The organism is Bacillus sp. FSL E2-8887 (genome assembly GCF_038007205.1).
Classification (GTDB): Bacteria; Bacillota; Bacilli; order Bacillales; family Bacillaceae_G; genus Bacillus_A; species Bacillus_A mycoides.
The window spans coordinates 1,138,807-1,158,395 of sequence record NZ_JBBOWS010000001.1; the positions used below are offsets into that span (position 1 = coordinate 1,138,807).

22 protein-coding genes and 1 other annotated feature are annotated in these 19,589 nt (G+C 37.6%); of the genes, 19 read left to right on the top strand and 3 right to left on the bottom strand.

The window, feature by feature from the left end; translation table 11 throughout:
* Positions 1 to 123: 123 nt before the first annotated feature.
* Positions 124 to 1,467 carry a TrkH family potassium uptake protein gene (locus NSQ08_RS05655; protein ID WP_002140965.1) on the top strand — a complete coding sequence of 448 codons (1,344 nt, stop codon included), beginning with the start codon at positions 124 to 126 and terminating at the stop codon, positions 1,465 to 1,467.
* 34 nt (positions 1,468 to 1,501) lie between these two features.
* Here NSQ08_RS05655 and NSQ08_RS05660 read toward each other — a convergent pair whose 3' ends face one another.
* A complete protein-coding gene (locus tag NSQ08_RS05660) occupies positions 1,502 to 1,876 on the bottom strand; it encodes a hypothetical protein (RefSeq protein WP_002011728.1) in 375 nt (124 codons plus the stop codon).
* A 172-nt stretch (positions 1,877 to 2,048) separates the two neighbouring features.
* Between NSQ08_RS05660 and ytfJ the strand changes: the two genes are divergently transcribed.
* Positions 2,049 to 2,456, top strand: a complete 408-nt coding sequence (gene ytfJ / locus NSQ08_RS05665; protein ID WP_002030645.1) for a GerW family sporulation protein — start codon at positions 2,049 to 2,051, stop codon at positions 2,454 to 2,456.
* A gap of 108 nt (positions 2,457 to 2,564) precedes the next feature.
* Complete coding sequence (locus NSQ08_RS05670; protein ID WP_000608225.1) at positions 2,565 to 2,654, top strand: hypothetical protein; 90 nt, start codon at positions 2,565 to 2,567, stop codon at positions 2,652 to 2,654.
* A 428-nt stretch (positions 2,655 to 3,082) separates the two neighbouring features.
* Here NSQ08_RS05670 and NSQ08_RS05675 read toward each other — a convergent pair whose 3' ends face one another.
* Entirely contained in the window at positions 3,083 to 3,322 is a 240-nt protein-coding gene (locus NSQ08_RS05675; protein ID WP_002011725.1) for a YkuS family protein, read from the bottom strand.
* Between the two features lie 86 nt (positions 3,323 to 3,408).
* A complete protein-coding gene (locus NSQ08_RS05680; protein ID WP_002140966.1) occupies positions 3,409 to 3,648 on the bottom strand; it encodes a DUF3911 family protein in 240 nt (79 codons plus the stop codon).
* Positions 3,649 to 4,063: 415 nt separating this feature from the next.
* Here NSQ08_RS05680 and ilvE point away from each other — a divergent pair, with 415 nt between their 5' ends.
* The 16 genes from ilvE to hisI all read left to right on the top strand — a co-directional run bounded on the left by ilvE (position 4,064) and on the right by hisI (position 19,583).
* Positions 4,064 to 4,960, top strand: a complete 897-nt coding sequence (gene ilvE / locus NSQ08_RS05685) for a branched-chain-amino-acid transaminase (protein WP_002011723.1) — start codon at positions 4,064 to 4,066, stop codon at positions 4,958 to 4,960.
* Between the two features lie 15 nt (positions 4,961 to 4,975).
* Positions 4,976 to 5,204: a binding site (T-box leader), on the top strand.
* A gap of 73 nt (positions 5,205 to 5,277) precedes the next feature.
* Positions 5,278 to 6,978 (top strand): acetolactate synthase large subunit, encoded by a 1,701-nt coding sequence (gene ilvB, locus NSQ08_RS05690; protein ID WP_078175624.1) that lies wholly within the window; start codon positions 5,278 to 5,280, stop codon positions 6,976 to 6,978.
* Positions 6,975 to 7,484 (top strand): acetolactate synthase small subunit, encoded by a 510-nt coding sequence (ilvN, locus tag NSQ08_RS05695; RefSeq protein ID WP_000822948.1) that lies wholly within the window; start codon positions 6,975 to 6,977, stop codon positions 7,482 to 7,484. Before ilvB ends, ilvN begins: the two co-directional genes overlap by 4 nt.
* 21 nt (positions 7,485 to 7,505) lie before the next feature.
* Positions 7,506 to 8,522, top strand: a complete 1,017-nt coding sequence (ilvC, locus tag NSQ08_RS05700; RefSeq protein WP_003188179.1) for a ketol-acid reductoisomerase — start codon at positions 7,506 to 7,508, stop codon at positions 8,520 to 8,522.
* Between the two features lies 1 nt (position 8,523).
* Positions 8,524 to 10,044 carry a 2-isopropylmalate synthase gene (leuA, locus tag NSQ08_RS05705; protein ID WP_002064438.1) on the top strand — a complete coding sequence of 507 codons (1,521 nt, stop codon included), beginning with the start codon at positions 8,524 to 8,526 and terminating at the stop codon, positions 10,042 to 10,044.
* Between the two features lie 78 nt (positions 10,045 to 10,122).
* Positions 10,123 to 11,187: a 3-isopropylmalate dehydrogenase gene (leuB, locus tag NSQ08_RS05710; protein WP_002011718.1), complete on the top strand. Its 1,065-nt coding sequence runs from the start codon at positions 10,123 to 10,125 to the stop codon at positions 11,185 to 11,187.
* Positions 11,187 to 12,581 carry a 3-isopropylmalate dehydratase large subunit gene (gene leuC / locus NSQ08_RS05715; RefSeq protein ID WP_002011716.1) on the top strand — a complete coding sequence of 465 codons (1,395 nt, stop codon included), beginning with the start codon at positions 11,187 to 11,189 and terminating at the stop codon, positions 12,579 to 12,581. Before leuB ends, leuC begins: the two co-directional genes overlap by 1 nt.
* Positions 12,559 to 13,140: a 3-isopropylmalate dehydratase small subunit gene (gene leuD / locus NSQ08_RS05720; RefSeq protein WP_078175625.1), complete on the top strand. Its 582-nt coding sequence runs from the start codon at positions 12,559 to 12,561 to the stop codon at positions 13,138 to 13,140. Before leuC ends, leuD begins: the two co-directional genes overlap by 23 nt.
* Positions 13,141 to 13,448: 308 nt before the next feature.
* Positions 13,449 to 14,711: an ATP phosphoribosyltransferase regulatory subunit gene (locus NSQ08_RS05725; RefSeq protein WP_002140970.1), complete on the top strand. Its 1,263-nt coding sequence runs from the start codon at positions 13,449 to 13,451 to the stop codon at positions 14,709 to 14,711.
* A complete protein-coding gene (gene hisG, locus NSQ08_RS05730) occupies positions 14,687 to 15,322 on the top strand; it encodes an ATP phosphoribosyltransferase (protein ID WP_033708301.1) in 636 nt (211 codons plus the stop codon). Before NSQ08_RS05725 ends, hisG begins: the two co-directional genes overlap by 25 nt.
* A gap of 11 nt (positions 15,323 to 15,333) precedes the next feature.
* Complete coding sequence (gene hisD, locus NSQ08_RS05735; protein WP_061675104.1) at positions 15,334 to 16,623, top strand: histidinol dehydrogenase; 1,290 nt, start codon at positions 15,334 to 15,336, stop codon at positions 16,621 to 16,623.
* Positions 16,623 to 17,207 (top strand): imidazoleglycerol-phosphate dehydratase HisB, encoded by a 585-nt coding sequence (gene hisB / locus NSQ08_RS05740; RefSeq protein ID WP_002030662.1) that lies wholly within the window; start codon positions 16,623 to 16,625, stop codon positions 17,205 to 17,207. The genes hisD and hisB overlap by 1 nt, the downstream gene beginning before the upstream one ends.
* Positions 17,208 to 17,837, top strand: a complete 630-nt coding sequence (gene hisH / locus NSQ08_RS05745; RefSeq protein ID WP_002011707.1) for an imidazole glycerol phosphate synthase subunit HisH — start codon at positions 17,208 to 17,210, stop codon at positions 17,835 to 17,837.
* Positions 17,810 to 18,529 (top strand): 1-(5-phosphoribosyl)-5-[(5-phosphoribosylamino)methylideneamino]imidazole-4-carboxamide isomerase, encoded by a 720-nt coding sequence (gene hisA / locus NSQ08_RS05750; RefSeq protein ID WP_002086736.1) that lies wholly within the window; start codon positions 17,810 to 17,812, stop codon positions 18,527 to 18,529. Before hisH ends, hisA begins: the two co-directional genes overlap by 28 nt.
* On the top strand, positions 18,523 to 19,281 hold the full coding sequence (gene hisF, locus NSQ08_RS05755; RefSeq protein WP_078175626.1) for an imidazole glycerol phosphate synthase subunit HisF: 759 nt from the start codon (positions 18,523 to 18,525) through the stop codon (positions 19,279 to 19,281). Before hisA ends, hisF begins: the two co-directional genes overlap by 7 nt.
* A complete protein-coding gene (gene hisI, locus NSQ08_RS05760; protein ID WP_002086731.1) occupies positions 19,278 to 19,583 on the top strand; it encodes a phosphoribosyl-AMP cyclohydrolase in 306 nt (101 codons plus the stop codon). The genes hisF and hisI overlap by 4 nt, the downstream gene beginning before the upstream one ends.
* The last annotated feature ends 6 nt before the right edge of the window (positions 19,584 to 19,589 follow it).

Here is a 19,589-nt window from a genome sequence, read left to right on the forward strand (position 1 = left end):
AAAAAAAGGATTATGCTCAACTATATTATGAGAATATAAGGTTTATCCCGCTACTTGTAGGCTCTTAAAGAGTCTTTATTTATGAGGGGATAAAAGCTTCACTTGATAAAGGGAGTTAGTGATATGGAAGTAGCAAAAAAACAAGGGTTGTATAATCGTTTTATACGATTGAATCCACCACAAATTTTAGCATTAGGCTTTTTTTGTTTAATTGTGGTCGGAGGGTTGTTATTAAAGTTACCGTTTGCAACGAAAGTACATATTAGTTGGGTAGATGCTTTCTTTACAGCTACGTCGGCAGCGACTGTAACCGGTTTAGGTGTTGTAGATACTGCGAGTACGTTTACGATGTTTGGTGAAATTGTTATTATGTTTTTAATTCAAACGGGTGGTCTCGGTCTTATGACGATAGCCATTTTAATTGTTTGGGTATTAGGGAAAAAAATTGGTTTACGCCACCGATTATTAATTGGAGAAGCATTTAATCAAACAAATATTGGTGGTCTTGTGAAATTAGTAAAACGTGTTTTTATTTTTTCTATTTGTATTGAGCTAATTGGAGTTATCTTTTTATCGATTCGCTTTATTCCAGAGTTTGGTTTTGGAAAAGGTTTATACTATAGTATTTTTCACGTTATTGCGTCATATAATAATGCCGGCTTTGCGCTTTGGCCAGATAATTTAACAAGATACGTAGGAGATCCTATTATTAATATTGGGATTTGTTCTTTAATTGTAATAGGAGGGTTAGGATTTACGGTATTAATTGATATATGGTATAGCCGTAGTTTCCGAAAATTATCACTGCACTCCAAAATCATGATTGTTGGAACGATAGCACTTAATGTTATTGCGATGATTGTGATTTTTGTATTGGAATATAATAATGTGAAGACTTTGGGGCACTTATCTTTAAATGAAAAATTATGGGCTTCGTTCTTCCAAGGAATTACACCTCGTACAGCTGGTTTTAACACGGTAGATTATGGGGGGATGGAAGAGTCATCGATACTATTTACAATGGTATTAATGTTTATTGGTGCGGGAAGTGTATCGACAGGCGGTGGAATTAAGTTAACGACATTCGTTATTTTAATTACATCAGTTCTTTCTTTCTTTAGAAAGAAAGAGGATTTTGTTTTATTTCAGCGTACGATTAAAATGTCGACAGTAACGAGAGCGTTAGCAATTGTCGTTGCTAGTCAAATACTTATTTTTACAGCGGTATTTGTATTAATGCTTACAGAAGACTTCAGTTTTATTCAGTTATTATTTGAGACAATTTCAGCGTTTGGTACAGTAGGGTTAACAATGGGGATTACTGCGAAGCTATCGGCGTTTGGAAAATGTATTATTATGTTTGTTATGTTTTGTGGATTAATCGGACCGTTAACACTTGTGTTCTCTTTGGCACGACCAGCAAAACAAAAAATTAAATATCCATCAGAAGATGTATTTACAGGATAAGGTATCCCGCATAAAGCGAGATACCTTTTTCTTTTTAAAAAAGAGAGAACAATAAACCAATAAGCGCCACTCGGAATAAAATCGCAATGAGTGCAGCGATACCACCCACAATGGCAGCGGTACCGCCAGTTACAGTAGCCCCGCGATTATAAGCGTAAATACCAAGTAGAACAGACACAAGACCAAATAGTGTTGGGAATGTGAATAATGATAATATTGCTAAGGCAAGAGCAATGAAACCAGCAGTCGATCCAGCTGCAGACGATCTTACATCATCGTTATCTTTATCATCATAATCGATACGCTGTGGTGCAACTTCAGCTGCGTATTCTTCTTTATAATCACTATCTATTCGATCTCTTTTTTTATATTCATCAAATTTCTCAGTCAAAGTAAGGACTCCTTTCATAACAAGGTTCAATAGTAGTATGTATCTCTTTTTCCTTTTTATCCGAGCATGTACAGGGAGTAATATCCAATTGGAAAGTGGAAAATGTTTTTTCAAAATAGGAAAACTTAGTATGACTTCCTCTATTTTGGAAAGTATAAAAAAGAATAATGAGGAAAGGGTGTAGTACATAATGGAACATCCAATTGAAAATTTAATGAAAACAGCAATGACAAATTTAAAAGAGATGGTAGATGTAAATACGATTGTTGGAAGTCCGGTTTCAACAGCTGACGGAAATGTAGTATTAACAGTATCTCAAGTGGCTTTTGGTTTTGGAGCTGGTGGAAGTGACTTTAAAGGTGATTTTATTTCCGAAAAACATAACGGCGGACAAGGGCAGCATAAAGAGAACAAGCAAAGTCATCCATTCGGAGGCGGAAGCGGGGCTGGGGTTTCTATTAGCCCAGTTGCTTTTTTAGTAGTTGGTTCTAACGGTGTGCAAGTGTTGCATCTCAATAGTAGTACACATTTAATTGAAAAAGCGTTAAATACTGTGCCAAGCACTGTGGATAAATTTGTGAATGGTCGCCAAAAGTGAACTTGCATTTTTTAGGAATTATGATATATTAGAAAAAGTGCGCTTTATGACGATCGGAATAATTGAACTGTAAATATATATGATGTGTGGAATAAGGGAGAGGAATTTATGATTAATATCAAAAACTTAGTAGTTGGCTTATGTATGTTAGTAAGCGGTTTTGTTGTATATGTAATAAAAGAAAAAGCTCCATTCTAAAACAGACAAACCGTTAATGTCTGTTTTTAATTTGTAAAAAATGTTGACAAGTTATTGTATTGGTGTTAGAATTTTAATTCGTGTCTCGGTTAAAGCTAGTGTAAAGTAAATAAATCTTATGAATATAATACGAAAAGTTTGCGAAAGATCGGGTAGTCTTACCAACAACTTTTGTGAACAAACCCTATAAATTGTATATGTAAGCTTTATATGTATACTAGTGAATCAAGGAGCGGTCAGTGGAACCGTAATGATGAGAGAGAGGTAGGGCTTTCATCCAGTATATGTTACTTTCCCGTTAGGTGAATATAAAAAAGAGGGCTCCTTTTGAAAAGGAGCCCTTTTTCTATAAATAAATTGAAACTATAATCAGTGGGACCATTCCATTCCCTTTACATGTTAGCTCACAAATAATGTGATAAAAATGATTAAGTGCGGTTTTCAACTTGCTGACAAATTTCATCTGTTGTTAAACCATGTGCTTTAATTACAGATCCTTTTATCGATGTATCTGCAATGCCCATCATATTAGAATCTTGCCCGGTTACAACGCAACAATCACACCCATGTGCATCATTTTCAGAGTTAAGTGAAACGACTTCATGTCCTTGTTGCTGAAGAGCTTGTTGAACATCTGTTAAAGAGTTCTCAACACCAATTCTAGCCATAATTTTCACCTCCTACCATCTAGTTGCTAGTATGCTCAAGTCCATAGCATATATTTATGAAAAAATGGTAGGAAGAGAATATTTGTTTAGTCGTTATATACACCAGTAAGCATTTGACTAACGAATTGATCATTTAATGTATCTTGTGCTGAGCTGTTATTAGACTGAATATCGATTGAAGCTGTGTAGTTGTTATGTTTCCTACTATTTGGTTCTACTTCAACGTAATTATTGAATTTACAAAATCCTTTCGTATCCATTAGATCAAATAGTTGTAGCATTTCTACTACCTCTTGTCTCGTTCCTTTAATTTGTACACACGCCATTGTTATTTCCTCCTTCAATTTGACAAATTGTTTTTTAAAAATAGGATTATGATTACTAAATGAAAAATATGAATGTTATTTTTAGACAGCGTTATTTTTGTTATTTTCCCCCTTTTTCACCAAAAGTCGTTGTATATTCCCGGATTTATAAAATCGGACGTCCGTTTATTGAATACAATAGATTCGTATCAATTGGCGAAAACCCTTCTTTTAAACAAATATTTTTTTAGTAGAATTTGACGAAAAAATTTTTTTGACTTTTTGTAAACGTTAACAATGTTATTAAATCAATATAAACAAAGATGTACGTACGATTAAAAATTAAAAATTTTCTAAAAATTCACTTGATTTATTTGAAAAGGAGAGTAGACTAGGAAACAATAAAAAACTCATAGAACATAGGGGGCGCTTTCAAGTGAACGAGCAGTGGATTTTCTTAAATGGAGAATTTGTTCCAAAAGACGAAGCAAAGGTTTCAGTATATGATCATGGCTATTTATATGGCGATGGAGTGTTCGAAGGAATTAGGGTATATAGCGGTAATGTTTTCCGTTTGAGAGAGCATCTTGTCCGGTTATATGAATCAGCGAAATCCATCATGTTAGAAATTCCATATACGTTAGAAGAAGCAACGAAAATCGTTGTTGAAACGATTCGACAAAACAAACTATCTAATGGATATATCCGCCTCGTTGTATCAAGAGGACCTGGGAACTTGGGATTAGATCCCGATTCTTGTACGAAACCAAATGTAGTAGTAATTGCAGAGCAATTATCTTTATTTCCACAAGAATATTATGAAAAAGGGATTCCGATTATAACAGTTGCAACGCGTCGCAATCGCCCCGATGTTTTATCGCCTCAAGTAAAATCTTTAAATTACTTAAATAATATTTTAGTTCGCATTGAGGCGAAATTAGCTGGAGTACAAGAAGCACTTATGTTAAATGACCAAGGATATGTAGCTGAAGGCTCTGGAGATAATGTATTTATTGTGAAGGGAAATAAATTAATTACACCACCAAGTTCTGCTGGAGCGTTAGAAGGTATTACACGAAACGCGATTTTAGAAATCGGCGAAAAACTTGGATATGACGTAAGAGAAGAATTATTTACAAGGCATGATGTATATGTAGCTGATGAAGTGTTTTTAACAGGAACAGCTGCTGAAGTAATTGCTGTTACGACAGTAGATGGAAGAACGATTGGTTTAGGTAGAACAGGGCCACATACGAATCGTTTATTAGAAGAATTCCGTAAATTAGTTGTAGAAGATGGAGAGAAAATTTACGAAGAAAATAAAGTTGGATAATAGCTCTTATGACATGATAAAGCGTTGATAGGGAGGAGTAGTTGACTGTGAAGCCTCACAGAGAGTCGGTGGTTGCTGGAAACCGATGGTTCACGTCGACGAACATCACCCTTGAGTGCTAAGCTGAAACGTTTGTTTAGGCTTAGACGGTAGCTCCGTTATTAGCTAGACTCATATCCCGAGTCACTGAGGCAAGAGTAATCTTGCAAAGAAGGGTGGTACCGCGAAATCTTTCGTCCCTTCAGCACATAGCTGGAGTGTGGACGTAGGATTTTTTTATTTTATAAATGTTTTAAAAAAGGGGGCTTATAAGAAAAATGTCTTCAAAAACGGAAGAGAAACTGGCAACTGGTGCACAGCTATTGTTAGAAGCGCTAGAAAAGGAAGGAGTAGAGGTGATTTTTGGTTATCCAGGTGGTGCGGTTTTACCTCTATATGATGCGCTTTATGATTGTGAAATTCCGCATATTTTAACGAGGCATGAGCAAGGTGCAATTCATGCTGCTGAAGGATATGCAAGAATTACAGGAAATCCAGGAGTGGTAATTGCAACAAGTGGACCGGGTGCTACAAATGTTATTACTGGTCTAGCTGACGCGATGATTGATTCATTGCCACTTGTTGTATTTACAGGGCAAGTAGCAACAACGTTAATCGGGAGTGATGCTTTCCAAGAAGCTGATATTATGGGGCTTACGATGCCGGTGACAAAACATAATTATCAAGTACGAAAAGCATCGGATTTACCCCGAATTATTAAAGAAGCATTTCATATCGCTAGAACAGGAAGACCAGGTCCAGTCGTAATTGACCTTCCGAAAGATATGGTAGTAGAGAAAGGTGAGCGATGTAGTGATGTACAAATGGATTTACCAGGATACCAGCCTAATTACGAACCGAATCTACTACAAATAAACAAATTATTACAAGCGATTGCGACTTCAAAAAAACCGTTAATTTTAGCTGGAGCAGGTGTATTGCATGCGAAAGCATCGAAAGAATTAACAAGTTTTGCTCGCAAATATCATATTCCAGTTGTTCATACATTACTTGGTCTTGGTGGGTTTCCGCCAGATGATGAACTATTTCTAGGGATGGGAGGAATGCACGGTTCATACACCGCAAATATGGCGTTATACGAATGTGACTTACTTATTAATATAGGTGCAAGGTTTGATGATCGTCTTACTGGAAATTTAGCTTATTTTGCTAAAGAGGCGATTGTCGCACATATAGATATTGATCCAGCGGAAATTGGGAAAAATGTGCCGACTGAAATCCCTATTGTTGCGAGTGCAAAGCAAGCATTAGAAGCTATACTCAACTTTAAGGAAGGGGAAGTAAATCACAATGATTGGCTCTCATTATTGAATAGTAGAAAAGAAAAATACCCTCTTTCTTACAAAGAACATGCAGAGCGTATTAAACCTCAATATGCAATTGATATGCTATACGAAATTACGAAAGGAGAAGCGATTGTAACAACAGATGTTGGGCAACATCAAATGTGGGCAGCTCAATATTATCCGCTGAAAAACCCAGATAGATGGGTAACCTCTGGAGGCTTAGGAACAATGGGCTTCGGATTTCCAGCAGCAATAGGTGCACAAATCGCAAAGCCTGAAGAACTAGTTATTGCAATTGTCGGTGATGCTGGATTTCAAATGACCCTGCAAGAACTTAGTGTGTTAAAAGAGCATTCTTTACCAGTTAAAGTTTTTATTTTAAATAATGAAGCTTTAGGGATGGTAAGACAATGGCAAGAGGAATTTTATAATGGGCGATATTCGCACTCCTTACTTTCATGCCAACCAGATTTTGTTGCGCTTGCCAATGCTTATGGCATAAAAGGTGTTCGTATTGAAGACCCACTTCTTGCAAAGCAACAATTACAGTATGCAATTGAGTTAAGAGAGCCTGTTGTAATTGATTGCCGCGTACTTCAATCCGAAAAGGTAATGCCGATGGTTGCCCCAGGAAAAGGCGTTCATCAAATGGAGGGAGTGGAGAAAAGGTGAAGAGAATTGTAACAGCGACAGTTCGAAATCAAAGCGGTGTGTTAAATCGAATTACAGGTGTTATGACACGTAGACATTTTAATATTGAAAGTATTTCAGTAGGTCATACGGAATCATCGGATATTTCGAGAATGACGATTGTTGTACACGTTGAAAATGAACAGCAAGTTGAGCAGTTAATTAAACAACTTCATAAGCAAATCGATGTACTGAAAGTATCAGATATTACAGAAGAAGCGATGATCGCTAGAGAACTTGCACTTATTAAAGTAGCAACGTCTGTAGCAAGAGCAGAATTATATAGTTTAATTGAACCGTTCCGAGCCGCTGTAATAGACGTTGGGAAGGATTCCATAGTGGTGCAAGTAACAGGTACCCAGGAGAAAGTAGAAGCGTTAATTGAATTACTTCGTCCATATGGTTTGAAAGAAATTGCTAGAACAGGTGTAACAGCATTTACACGTAGTATGAAAAAACAAGATAAACAAGTTATGTTAATTCAATAATTATTTAAAAAATAGGGGGAAATGAAAATGGCGAAAGTTTATTATGAAAAAGACGTAACGGTAAATGTATTAAAGGAAAAGAAAGTAGCAATCATCGGATATGGATCGCAAGGCCATGCGCATGCGCAAAACTTACGTGATAACGGATTTGATGTGGTAGTAGGACTGAGGAAAGGGAAGTCATGGGATAAGGCGAAAGAAGACGGTTTTTCTGTATATACAGTAGCGGAAGCAGCAGAAAAAGCAGATGTAGTAATGATTCTACTACCTGATGAATTACAGCCGGAAGTATATGAAGCTGAAATTGCACCAAACTTACAAGGCGGCAATTCTCTCGTTTTCGCGCATGGATTTAATGTTCACTTTGATCAAGTAAAACCGCCAGCTAATGTAGATGTATTTCTAGTAGCACCGAAAGGTCCAGGACATCTAGTACGTCGTACGTTTGCGGAAGGGGGAGCTGTTCCTGCATTATTTGCAGTATATCAAGATGCAACAGGAGTTGCGACTGAAAAGGCACTTTCATATGCAGATGGAATTGGGGCGACGAGAGCAGGTGTATTAGAAACAACGTTTAAAGAAGAAACAGAAACAGATTTATTTGGAGAGCAAGCTGTACTTTGCGGCGGAGTGACTGCACTAGTAAAAGCTGGGTTTGAAACGTTAGTTGATGCTGGTTATCAACCGGAAGTTGCATATTTTGAATGTTTACATGAACTAAAACTAATCGTTGACCTTATGTATGAAGGCGGACTTGAAAATATGAGATATTCAGTTTCAGATACAGCGCAGTGGGGCGACTTCGTATCAGGACCACGCGTTGTAACGGAAGATACGAAGAAAGCGATGGGTGCAGTGCTAGCAGAAATTCAAGATGGTACATTTGCAAGAGGCTGGATTGCAGAGCATAAAGCAGGAAAACCAAATTTCCATGCGACAAATGAAAAAGAAAATGAACATGAAATCGAAGTAGTTGGACGTAAATTACGTGAAATGATGCCTTTCGTACAGCCCCGAGTAAAGGCAGGGGTCAAATAATATGAAGCAAATTTTGTTCATGGATACGACGCTACGTGATGGCGAACAATCACCAGGAGTTAATTTAAATGAACAAGAGAAATTACAGATTGCGAGGCAACTAGAGAGACTTGGTATTAATGTAATGGAAGCTGGATTCGCAGCAGCTTCTGAAGGTGATTTTCAATCGGTAAAACGTATCGCAAATACCATTCAAAATGCTACGGTTATGAGTTTAGCTAGAGCGAAAGAAAGTGATATTCGAAGAGCCTATGAAGCTGTGAAAGGCGCTGTCTCTCCTCGTTTACACGTATTTTTAGCTACGAGTGACATTCATATGAAATATAAGCTTTGTATGTCAAAAGAAGATGTATTAGATAGCATACATCGCTCGGTTACGCTCGGGAAATCACTATTTCCAACAGTTCAATTTTCAGCAGAAGATGCAACAAGAACATCGAGAGCATTTTTAGCGGAAGCAGTAGAAGTCGCGATTCGCGCAGGAGCGAATGTAATCAATATTCCTGATACAGTTGGATATACGAATCCAGAAGAATATTATTCTCTTTTTAAATACTTACAAGAATCCGTTCCGTCGTATGAAAAAGCAATTTTCTCTTGTCATTGTCACGATGATCTTGGGATGGCAGTAGCGAATTCGTTAGCTGCGGTTGAAGGCGGAGCGTTACAAGTAGAAGGAACGATTAATGGAATTGGAGAAAGAGCGGGGAATGCGGCGCTAGAAGAAGTCGCGGTTGCTCTCCATATTAGAAAAGATTTCTATGAAGCAGAATCCTCTATGACATTAAAAGAAATTAAAGCGACGAGTACGTTAGTAAGTCGGTTAACCGGTATGGTTGTACCGAAAAATAAGGCGATTGTTGGAGCAAATGCTTTTGCTCACGAATCAGGTATTCATCAAGACGGTGTATTAAAAGAAGTAACGACGTATGAAATTATTGAACCATCACTGATTGGAGAGTCACAAAATTTATTTGTATTAGGAAAGCATTCCGGGCGCCATGCGTTTACTGAAAAAATGAAAGAACTTGGTTATGAGTTTACAAAAGAAGAACGAGATGTGGTGTTTGAAGCATTTAAAAACTTGGCTGACCGTAAAAAAGAAATTACAGAAGAAGATTTACGTGCGCTTATGCTTGGTGAAGCAGCATTTGCGGCCCAGCAATATAGCATTACTCAATTGCAAGTACATTTCGTATCAAATAGTACACAGTGTGCAACGGTTGTACTAAAAGATGAGGAAGGAAATATGTACGAAGATGCAGCAACTGGTTCTGGAAGTATTGAAGCGATCTATAATGCAATTCAAAGAATTTTAGGATTAGAATGTGACTTAGCGGATTATCGCATACAATCTATAACGCAAGGTCAAGATGCACTTGCACATGTTCATGTTGAATTAAAAGAAGGAACTCATCAAGTATCAGGTTTTGGTGTTGCGCAAGACGTATTAGAAGCATCGGCGAGAGCGTATGTTCATGCGGCCGGAAAATTAAAATCTTTTATTACTCTTGTGAAGTAACTGTTTGATAAGTGAGGGGATCGTCCCTTACTTATCAAAATATATTTCTGAAAATTCAGATAAAAAGGAGTGTTTTAATTGGAAAAACGTATCGTTTGTTTAGCGGGTGATGGTGTTGGTCCGGAAATTATGGAAAGCGCGAAGGAAGTATTGCATATGGTAGAGAGGCTATATGGACATCACTTTCATTTACAAGATGAGTACTTTGGCGGAGCGGCTATCGATTTAAATGGGCAACCATTACCACAGCGAACACTTGCCGCTTGTTTAGCGAGTGATGCGGTTTTACTTGGAGCGGTTGGTGGACCGCGGTGGGATGATGCGAAAGAAAGGCCAGAGAAAGGATTATTAGCTTTAAGAAAAGGACTTGGTGTATTTGCGAACGTTCGTCCTGTAACAGTAGAAAGCGCAACTGCACATTTATCGCCATTAAAAAACGCAGATGAAATTGACTTCGTTGTCGTTCGTGAACTAACAGGCGGTATTTATTTCTCTTATCCGAAAGAAAGAACGGAAGAATCGGCAACTGATACACTTACGTACCATCGTCATGAAATTGAACGTATCGTGTCGTATGCTTTTCAATTAGCGAGTAAGAGAGAGAAAAAAGTAACCTCTATTGATAAAGCGAATGTTTTAGAATCTAGTAAATTGTGGAGAGCTGTTACGGAAGAAGTAGCTCTTCGTTATCCTAATGTTGAATTAGAGCACATTTTAGTAGATGCAGCTGCTATGGAGTTAATTCGAAACCCAAGGAGATTTGACGTTATCGTAACAGAAAATTTATTTGGTGATATTTTGAGCGACGAGGCTTCTGTATTAGCAGGGTCATTAGGAATGCTTCCATCAGCGAGCCATGCGGAAAACGGGCCGTCTTTATATGAGCCTATTCACGGATCAGCGCCAGATATTGCAGGTAAAAATAAAGCGAATCCAATTGCGATGATGCGTTCAGTAGCGATGATGCTTGGGCAATCATTTGGATTAACGAGAGAAGGGTATGCGATTGAAGAGGCAATTTCTGCAGTTCTTCAATCTGGGAAATGTACAGCTGATATTGGGGGAAATGAGACGACAACTTCATTTACGAGGGCAGTTATTCAAGAAATGGAAGAGCAGGCACTAGTAGGGAGAGGAAGATAATGGGGAAAAGGTTACTAGATAAGCTTTGGGAAAGACATGTAGTTGTAACGAATGAAAATGGATTGGATTTATTATATATCGATCTTCATCTCGTTCATGAAGTAACGTCACCGCAAGCCTTTGAAGGCTTGCGGCTTGCAAATCGAACTGTTCGGAGACCGGAATTAACGTTTGCAACGATGGATCATAATATTCCAACGAAAGATGTTTGGAATATTACCGATCGCATTGCGAAGCAGCAATTGGATACACTTCGTGACAATTGTAAACAATTTAAGGTGCGATTAGCCGATATTGGTGATGAAGAGCAAGGAATCGTTCACGTTATAGGACCAGAACTTGGGCTCACACAACCGGGGAAAACGATTGTATGCGGTGATAGCCATACAGCAACCCACGGTGCTTTCGGTGCTTTAGCGTTTGGTATTGGTACGAGTGAAGTAGAACATGTATTAGCAACTCAAACGCTGTGGCAACGAAAACCGAAAGCGATGGGGATTGAATTAAAAGGAAAGTTACCGAAAGGCGTTTATGCAAAGGATATTATTTTGCATCTTCTCTCAAAGTACGGTGTAGCGGTTGGAACGGGGCATGTAATGGAATTCTACGGAGAGACGATTCGTGATATGGGTATGGAAGAGAGAATGACACTTTGCAATATGGCAATTGAAGGGGGAGCGAAAGCTGGCATCATTGCACCAGATGAGAAAACATTTTCTTATGTAAAAGGGCGTGAATATGCACCGAAAGACTATGAAACGTTTACGGGGAAATGGTCGGAGCTTTATACAGATTCAGATGCAATTTATGATTTACATATTTCGGTAGATGTTACGGATTTAGCACCGTATGTCACTTGGGGAACAAATCCTAGTATGGGTGTTCCTATTGATGAAAAATTACCAGAGAAGCATAACGAAAATGATGAAAGAGCATTTTCATATATGGGATTGAGCCCTGGGCAAAGTACGTTTGAAATTCCTGTTAAGCATGTCTTCATTGGTTCTTGTACAAATTCACGTTTATCTGACTTAGAAATTGCTGCATCTGTTGTAAAAGGGAAAAAGGTAAAAGAAGGTGTGCGAGCACTCGTTGTACCAGGATCAAAAAGTGTGAGAGAGCGGGCGATGCAAAAAGGCTTACATCGCATATTTGAAGAAGCGGGATTTGAATGGAGAGAGCCTGGATGTTCAATGTGTCTTGGGATGAATCCAGATCAAGTACCTGAAGGAGAACATTGTGCTTCTACTTCAAATCGTAATTTTGAAGGAAGGCAAGGGAAAGGAGCACGAACACATTTAGTAAGTCCAGCTATGGCTGCAGCAGCTGCGTTATATGGTCATTTTGTTGATATTAGAAAGGAGAGTTACGATGGAACCATTTCATATTCATAAAGGTATTGCCGCAGTACTTATGAATGATAACATTGATACAGATCAAATTATTCCGAAGCAATATTTGAAGAGAATTGAAAGGACGGGATTTGGAAAATATTTATTTGATGAGTGGCGTTACGATAATGAGCGCCATGAAAATCCTAATTTCTCCCTTAATGCACAAGAACGAAAAGGAGCAAGTATATTAATTACAGGTGATAATTTTGGATGTGGTTCTTCAAGAGAACATGCTCCGTGGGCGCTTGCGGATTATGGTTTCCGCGTTATTATCGCCGGAGGATTTGCAGATATTTTTTATATGAATTGTATGAAGAATGGTATGTTACCGATTGTAATGGATAAAGAGATGCGTGAACAACTTGCCCAAACGAATGCAAGAGATCAAATGGAAGTTGATTTAGAGAATGAAGTAATTATTACGAATACGCACAGGTTTCATTTTACAATCGAGAAAATGTGGAAAGAAAAATTATTAAATGGTCTAGATGAAATCAGCATTACAATGCAATATGAACAAGAAATTGAAGAGTATGAAAGAAAAGTAGCTTCACATTAACTAAAAGTAGAATATTCTAAATGTATTTACATTCAGAATTAACTGTTATATAATATGTAAAAAATCAGAGGAGAAAGGGAGTAAGTATTATGAATATCGTGCAATCTATTAAAATGCTTACAAAACTACATCATCATACATGAAACCCTTGAACCTAACGTGAAAACGTGTAGGCACAAGGGTTATTCCCGTTGTACCTACACTCTACTAAAGAGCCTTGTAGGTATTTTGTCTACAAGGCTCTTTTTATTTTCGGTTTGGGTGGATGGAATGGCATAAATTAAAGAGGGAAGGGTGTGTGAATTCAGATGACAAAGTGGAAACGGGCAAATCCGAATGGAACGAGAGATTACTTATTCGAAGAATGTACGTTAATTGAAGAAGTGGAACAAAAATTAAGACGGACCTTTTTAGAGAGAGGTTATGAAGAAATAAGGACACCTACAATTGAATTTTATGATGTTTTTGCATTTCAAAACAGGCCGATAGATGAAGAAAAGATGTATAAATTTTTCGATGAAAAAGGACGGATTATCGTTTTACGCCCAGATATGACAATTCCTTTAGCAAGAGTAATTGGAACACAGAGAGGAGATATTCCTCTTAAAGTAACTTATAGCGGGAATGTATTTCGGGCGAATGAGTCCCTTACTGGGAAATATAATGAAATAGTGCAAAGTGGTATTGAAATTATCGGGATTGAAAATGTAAGGGCTGAAATTGAATGTGTGATAAGCGTAATTCAAGCACTTCAAAAATTAAAGGTGCAATCTTTCACAATTGAGATTGGGCAAGTGCAGTTATATAAATGTATCGTAAAAAAGCTCCCCATTAATGATGAAGAAGAGAAGTTACTTAGAACGTATATTGAAAGTAAAAATTATGCCGCACTCTCACACTTTATAGAAGAAAAGAAATTAAATCGGTGTGATGAAACAGTAAGGTTACTTGAGAAACTACCAAGGTTATTCGGGAGTTTAGATGTTGTTGAGGAAGCAGAAAAACTCGCCTCAAGTAATGAAATGAAAATGGCCATTGCGAGAGTGAAAGAAATATATGAAACAATTGAACAGTTAGGATATGGCTCTTACATATCAATTGATTTAGGTATGGTTCAACATTTGGATTATTATACGGGTGTTATTTTCAAAGGGTATATATATGAAATTGGAGAAGAGATTGTTAGTGGCGGAAGATATGATGAGTTAATTGGAAATTTTGGAGAGATGATGCCAGCGGTTGGGCTCGCGGTGCAAGTAAATCAAATAGTTAAGGCACTTCAAGAGCAGCAAGAACCATATAAACGAAAGAGAATAGATATTATGATTCATTATGAGTTAAATAGATTAGCAGAAGCGGAAAGGTTACGAAATTTACTTCAAAAGGACGGGAAGAATGCCCAGTTATCTTTATTCTCTAATTTAAACGATACTTTTCAATTTGCAAACAAGAATAAAATAATGACAGTCGTTGAGGCGAAGAGTGAGTCACTAGTGGAATATGTATGGAGAGAGAAATGGATCATCCAGAAAGAAGGGGAGGCTTCATGCGTAACATTCAAATTGCGTTAACGAAAGGAAGATTAGAAAAGCATGTTATTCCACTGTTTGAAAAAATTGGAATTGATTGTTCAGAGCTCAAAGATAAAGGAAGAAAACTTGTGTTTAAAAGTAAAAACACAAACATTTCATTTATTTTAGTGAAAGCGGTAGATGTTGCTACTTATGTAGAACATGGTGTAGCTGATATTGGAGTCGTTGGAAAAGATATATTAATGGAATTTGAGAAAGATATATATGAGATGGTCGATTTAGGAGTGGGCGTGTGTAAATTTTGTGTCGCTTCTATTCCTACGTATAATCCGAAGAGTTATCGAAAAAAACGAATTGCTACGAAATATCCGCACATTACTTCTACATATTTTCATGATAAAGGGGAGGATGTAGAAATTATTAAAATAGAAGGATCTGTAGAGATTGCTCCACTTCTAGGTTTGGCAGATGCCATTGTTGATATTGTTGAAACAGGAAAAACATTACAAGAAAACGGGTTAATTGTATTTGAGGAAATGTGCTCTATATCAGCTCGAATGATTGTGAATAAGGCTGCATTGAAAACTAAAAAAGACGAAATATTCTGTATTATAAATATGATGGAACAAGAAATTTTGTCAGGGAAATAGGGGGACTTTAAATGGAGATAGTTTTTGAAGATTTCCAAGAGGCTTTATCGAAAATAAAATCGCTACGAGAAAGCGCTAATATAATAGAAGAAACTGTTCAAAGAAGTGTAAGTGAAATTGTTCAAAACGTAAGGAAGAGTAAAGATGAGGCTTTATCGTTCTATACAAAAAAGTTTGATGGTGTAGAGACAAAAGATTTTCGTGTAAGTGAGGAAGAAATAAAACAAGCAAGTAAGTTTGTAGAACAAGCTTTTTTAGAAGCGTTAAAAGAGGCGAAGAAAAATATTATCTCGTATCACGAAAAGCAAAAAAGACAATCTATGTTTGATTGCGTGAGTGAAGGGGTAATTAGAGGGCAGCTTATTCGTCCGTTAGAAAATGTAGGTGTATATGTGCCGGGCGGGACTGCTTCGTATCCTTCATCAGTATTAATGAATGTATTGCCAGCAAAACTCGCAGGAGTGAAAAAAATTGTAATGGTAACACCGCCGAAGCAAGGAGGAATTGATCCGCATATTTTAGCTGCTGCAAGTCTTGCAGGTGTAGATGAAATATATATGGCCGGTGGTGCTCAAGTAATTGCTGCTCTAGCATATGGAACGGAATCGATTCCTAAAGTAGATAAAATAGTTGGGCCAGGGAATTTATATGTCGCGCTAGCGAAGAGAGAAGTATATGGGATAGTCAATATCGATATGATTGCTGGACCATCAGAAATTGTAGTTATCGCAGATGAAACAGGAAATGCCGAATATATTGCTGCTGATTTATTATCACAGGCAGAACATGACGAGAGGGCAACAGCTATTTGTATTACAACAAATATAAAGCTTGCTAAAGAAGTAGAAAGAGAAATAGAAAGGCAGCTAGAGACGTTGCCTAGAAGTGAAATCGCTCGTGAATCCATAAAAAGAAATGGAGCAATTTTTATTGTCCCTTCTTTAGAAGAGGCGTTTCATTTATCAAATGAAATCGCTCCAGAACATTTAGAGTTACACATAAAAGAGCCAATGAATGCTCTAGCTTATGTAAAGCATGCTGGATCAATTTTTCTTGGTCCATATGCACCTGAACCGCTCGGAGATTATTTGGCGGGGCCGAATCACGTATTACCGACAAGTGGAACGGCAAGATTTTTTTCTCCGTTATCCGTCGATGATTTCGTAAAAAAATCAAGCTTCGTTTCGTATACGGAAGAAGCGTTAAGAAGTGTACAGCATCATATTGTAGAACTTGCAAATAAAGAAGGTTTACATGCACACGCAAGAGCAATCCAAATTAGGTTTAAGGAGGAAGAATAATGCGCGAGTCTAGTCAAGTACGTGAGACGACGGAAACAAAAATTAAATTAAGTTTGCAACTTGATGAAAGTACGAATGTTTCTGTGCAAACAGGAGTTGGATTTTTTGATCATATGCTAACTTTATTTGCTAGACACGGAAGATTTGGTTTGCAAATTGAAGCTGAAGGTGATGTATTCGTTGATGCTCATCATACGGTTGAAGATGTTGGAATTGTACTCGGAACTTGCTTGAAAGAATCATTGCAAAATAAAGAAGGGATTAACCGTTACGGCTCAGCGTATGTACCGATGGATGAATCTTTAGGATTTGTCGCGATTGATATAAGCGGGCGCTCATATATTGTATTTCAAGGTGAATTAACAAATCCGAAGCTAGGGGATTTTGACACAGAATTAACGGAAGAATTTTTTAGAGCAGTTGCTCATGCTGCAAATATTACGTTACATGCTCGCATTTTATACGGAAGCAATACACATCACAAAATTGAAGCTTTATTTAAAGCGTTCGGTCGAGCGCTTAGAGAGGCAGTCGATAAAAATGCCAATATTAATGGTGTAAATTCAACGAAAGGGATGTTGTAATTGATTGCAATTATAGATTATGGAATGGGAAATATTCGTAGTGTGGAACAAGCATTAAAATATATTGGAACAGAGTACATCATAACGGATGATAAAAAAGAAATATTGAGAAGTGATGGAGTTATTTTACCAGGAGTAGGCACATTTCCGAAAGCGATGGGCGTTTTAGAAGAAAAAGATTTAGTGTGTGTGCTAAAAGAAGTTGGGAGCTTAGGAAAACCGCTTCTGGGTATTTGCTTAGGAATGCAGCTTTTATTTGAAAAAAGTGAGGAACTACAAAATTGTAACGGATTAAATTTATTGCCAGGTGTTATTCGAAAGTTAAAAGTTCCTTATAAAATTCCACATATGGGGTGGAATGAATTAAAAAAAGAAGGAGAAATATCGCTTTGGAATGGAGTAGAGGACGGTTCTTTCGTATATTATGTCCACTCTTATTATGCAGATTGTCCGAATGAAATTGTGTATGGGGCAAGTGAATATGGAGTGAAAGTACCTGGTTTTGTAGCAAAAGGAAATATATTTGGCGCACAGTTTCATCCTGAAAAAAGTGGGGAAATTGGGATGCGAATGTTAAAAAATTTCAAAGGGGTGGTAGAAGCATGGAAATCTTCCCAGCTATCGATTTAAAAGAAGGACGATGCGTCAGGCTTTATCAAGGAGAGTTTAGTAAAGAAACGGTGATGAATGAAGATCCAGTCGCACAAGCAATCATATTTGAAAAACTTGGAGCGAAAATACTACACGTTGTTGATTTAGATGGAGCAATTGTTGGGGAGTCAGTAAATTTACCTGTCATTGAAAAAATATGCAAGGCGGTACGTATTCCGGTGCAAATTGGAGGAGGAGTTCGGTCACTCGCGGCAGTGGAGAAGTTGTTGTCAGTAGGTGTAGAAAAAGTGATATTAGGAACGGCTGCCCTTTACGATAAATCATTTTTAGAAGAAGCGGTTCGTCTATATAAGGAGCAAATCATAGTTGGAATTGATGCGAAAAATGGTTTCGTAGCAACGAGGGGCTGGTTAGATGTGTCTGAAATTTCGTACATCGATTTAGCGAAGCAAATGGAAAGTGTAGGTGTTCAAACGATTGTGTTTACGGACATTTCAAAAGATGGGACACTTGCAGGACCAAATTTTGAGCAATTAGAGTTACTGCAAAAAAGCGTGGGTATTCGTGTGATTGCATCTGGAGGTGTCGCATCTATTCAAGATGTGAAAAGATTAAATGATATGAACATATATGGCGTCATTATTGGGAAGGCACTTTACGAGAAAACGATTGATTTAGAAAAAGTGTTACAGGTAACAAAACTATGTTAGCAAAACGAATTATTCCATGTCTAGATGTGAAAGAAGGGCGGGTAGTAAAGGGTGTGAATTTTATAGGGTTACAAGACGTCGGTAATCCTGTTGAAATAGCCGCATTATATAATGATGCGGGAGCAGATGAAATCGTATTTTTAGACATCACTGCGACGCATGAAGGGCGAAAGACGATTATAGATGTTGTAGAACAAACAGCCTCAAAGGTGTTTATTCCTCTTACAGTTGGCGGGGGGATTTCAAGTGTTAAAGATATGTACAATTTACTAAGAGCTGGAGCAGATAAAGTTTCAATAAACTCAGCGGCAGTGAGAAATCCGAAGTTAATCCAGGAAGGTGCGGAACATTTTGGCTCACAATGTATTGTCGTAGCAATTGATGCTAGAAAAGTAGAGGAAGATAAATGGAATGTATACGTGAACGGCGGAAGAGTCGATACAGGGATGGATGCAATCGAATGGGCGAAGCGCGTTGTTAAGCTCGGGGCAGGAGAAATTTTGTTGACGAGTATGGATGCAGATGGAATGAAAAACGGATATGATCTTCGTTTAACAGGAGCAATTTCAAACAGCGTTTCTGTTCCAGTAATCGCATCAGGTGGATGTGGTCATGTGGATCACATTATAGAAGTATTTCAAAAGACAACAGTTGATGCAGCATTAGCGGCATCAATCTTTCATTATGGTGAAGCGACTGTACAAGATGTAAAGAGAAAATTAAGAGAAGCAAACGTTGAGGTGCGGTTATGAAACCTAATTTTGCAAAAGGATTGATACCAGCTGTTGTTATCGAGGAAGATACGAAAGAAGTTTTAATGTTAGCTTATATGAATGAAGAAGCGTATGACAAGACGCTGGAAACGAAAAGAACATGGTTTTATTCCCGTTCGAGACAATCGTTATGGAATAAAGGCGGTACATCGGGAAATGTCCAATATGTGCAATCACTTTATTTAGACTGTGATCAAGATGCAATCGTTGTTGTCGTAAAGCAAGTAGGGCCTGCTTGCCATACGGGAGAAAAAACGTGTTTTCACTACAAAATTATATAGGGGGAT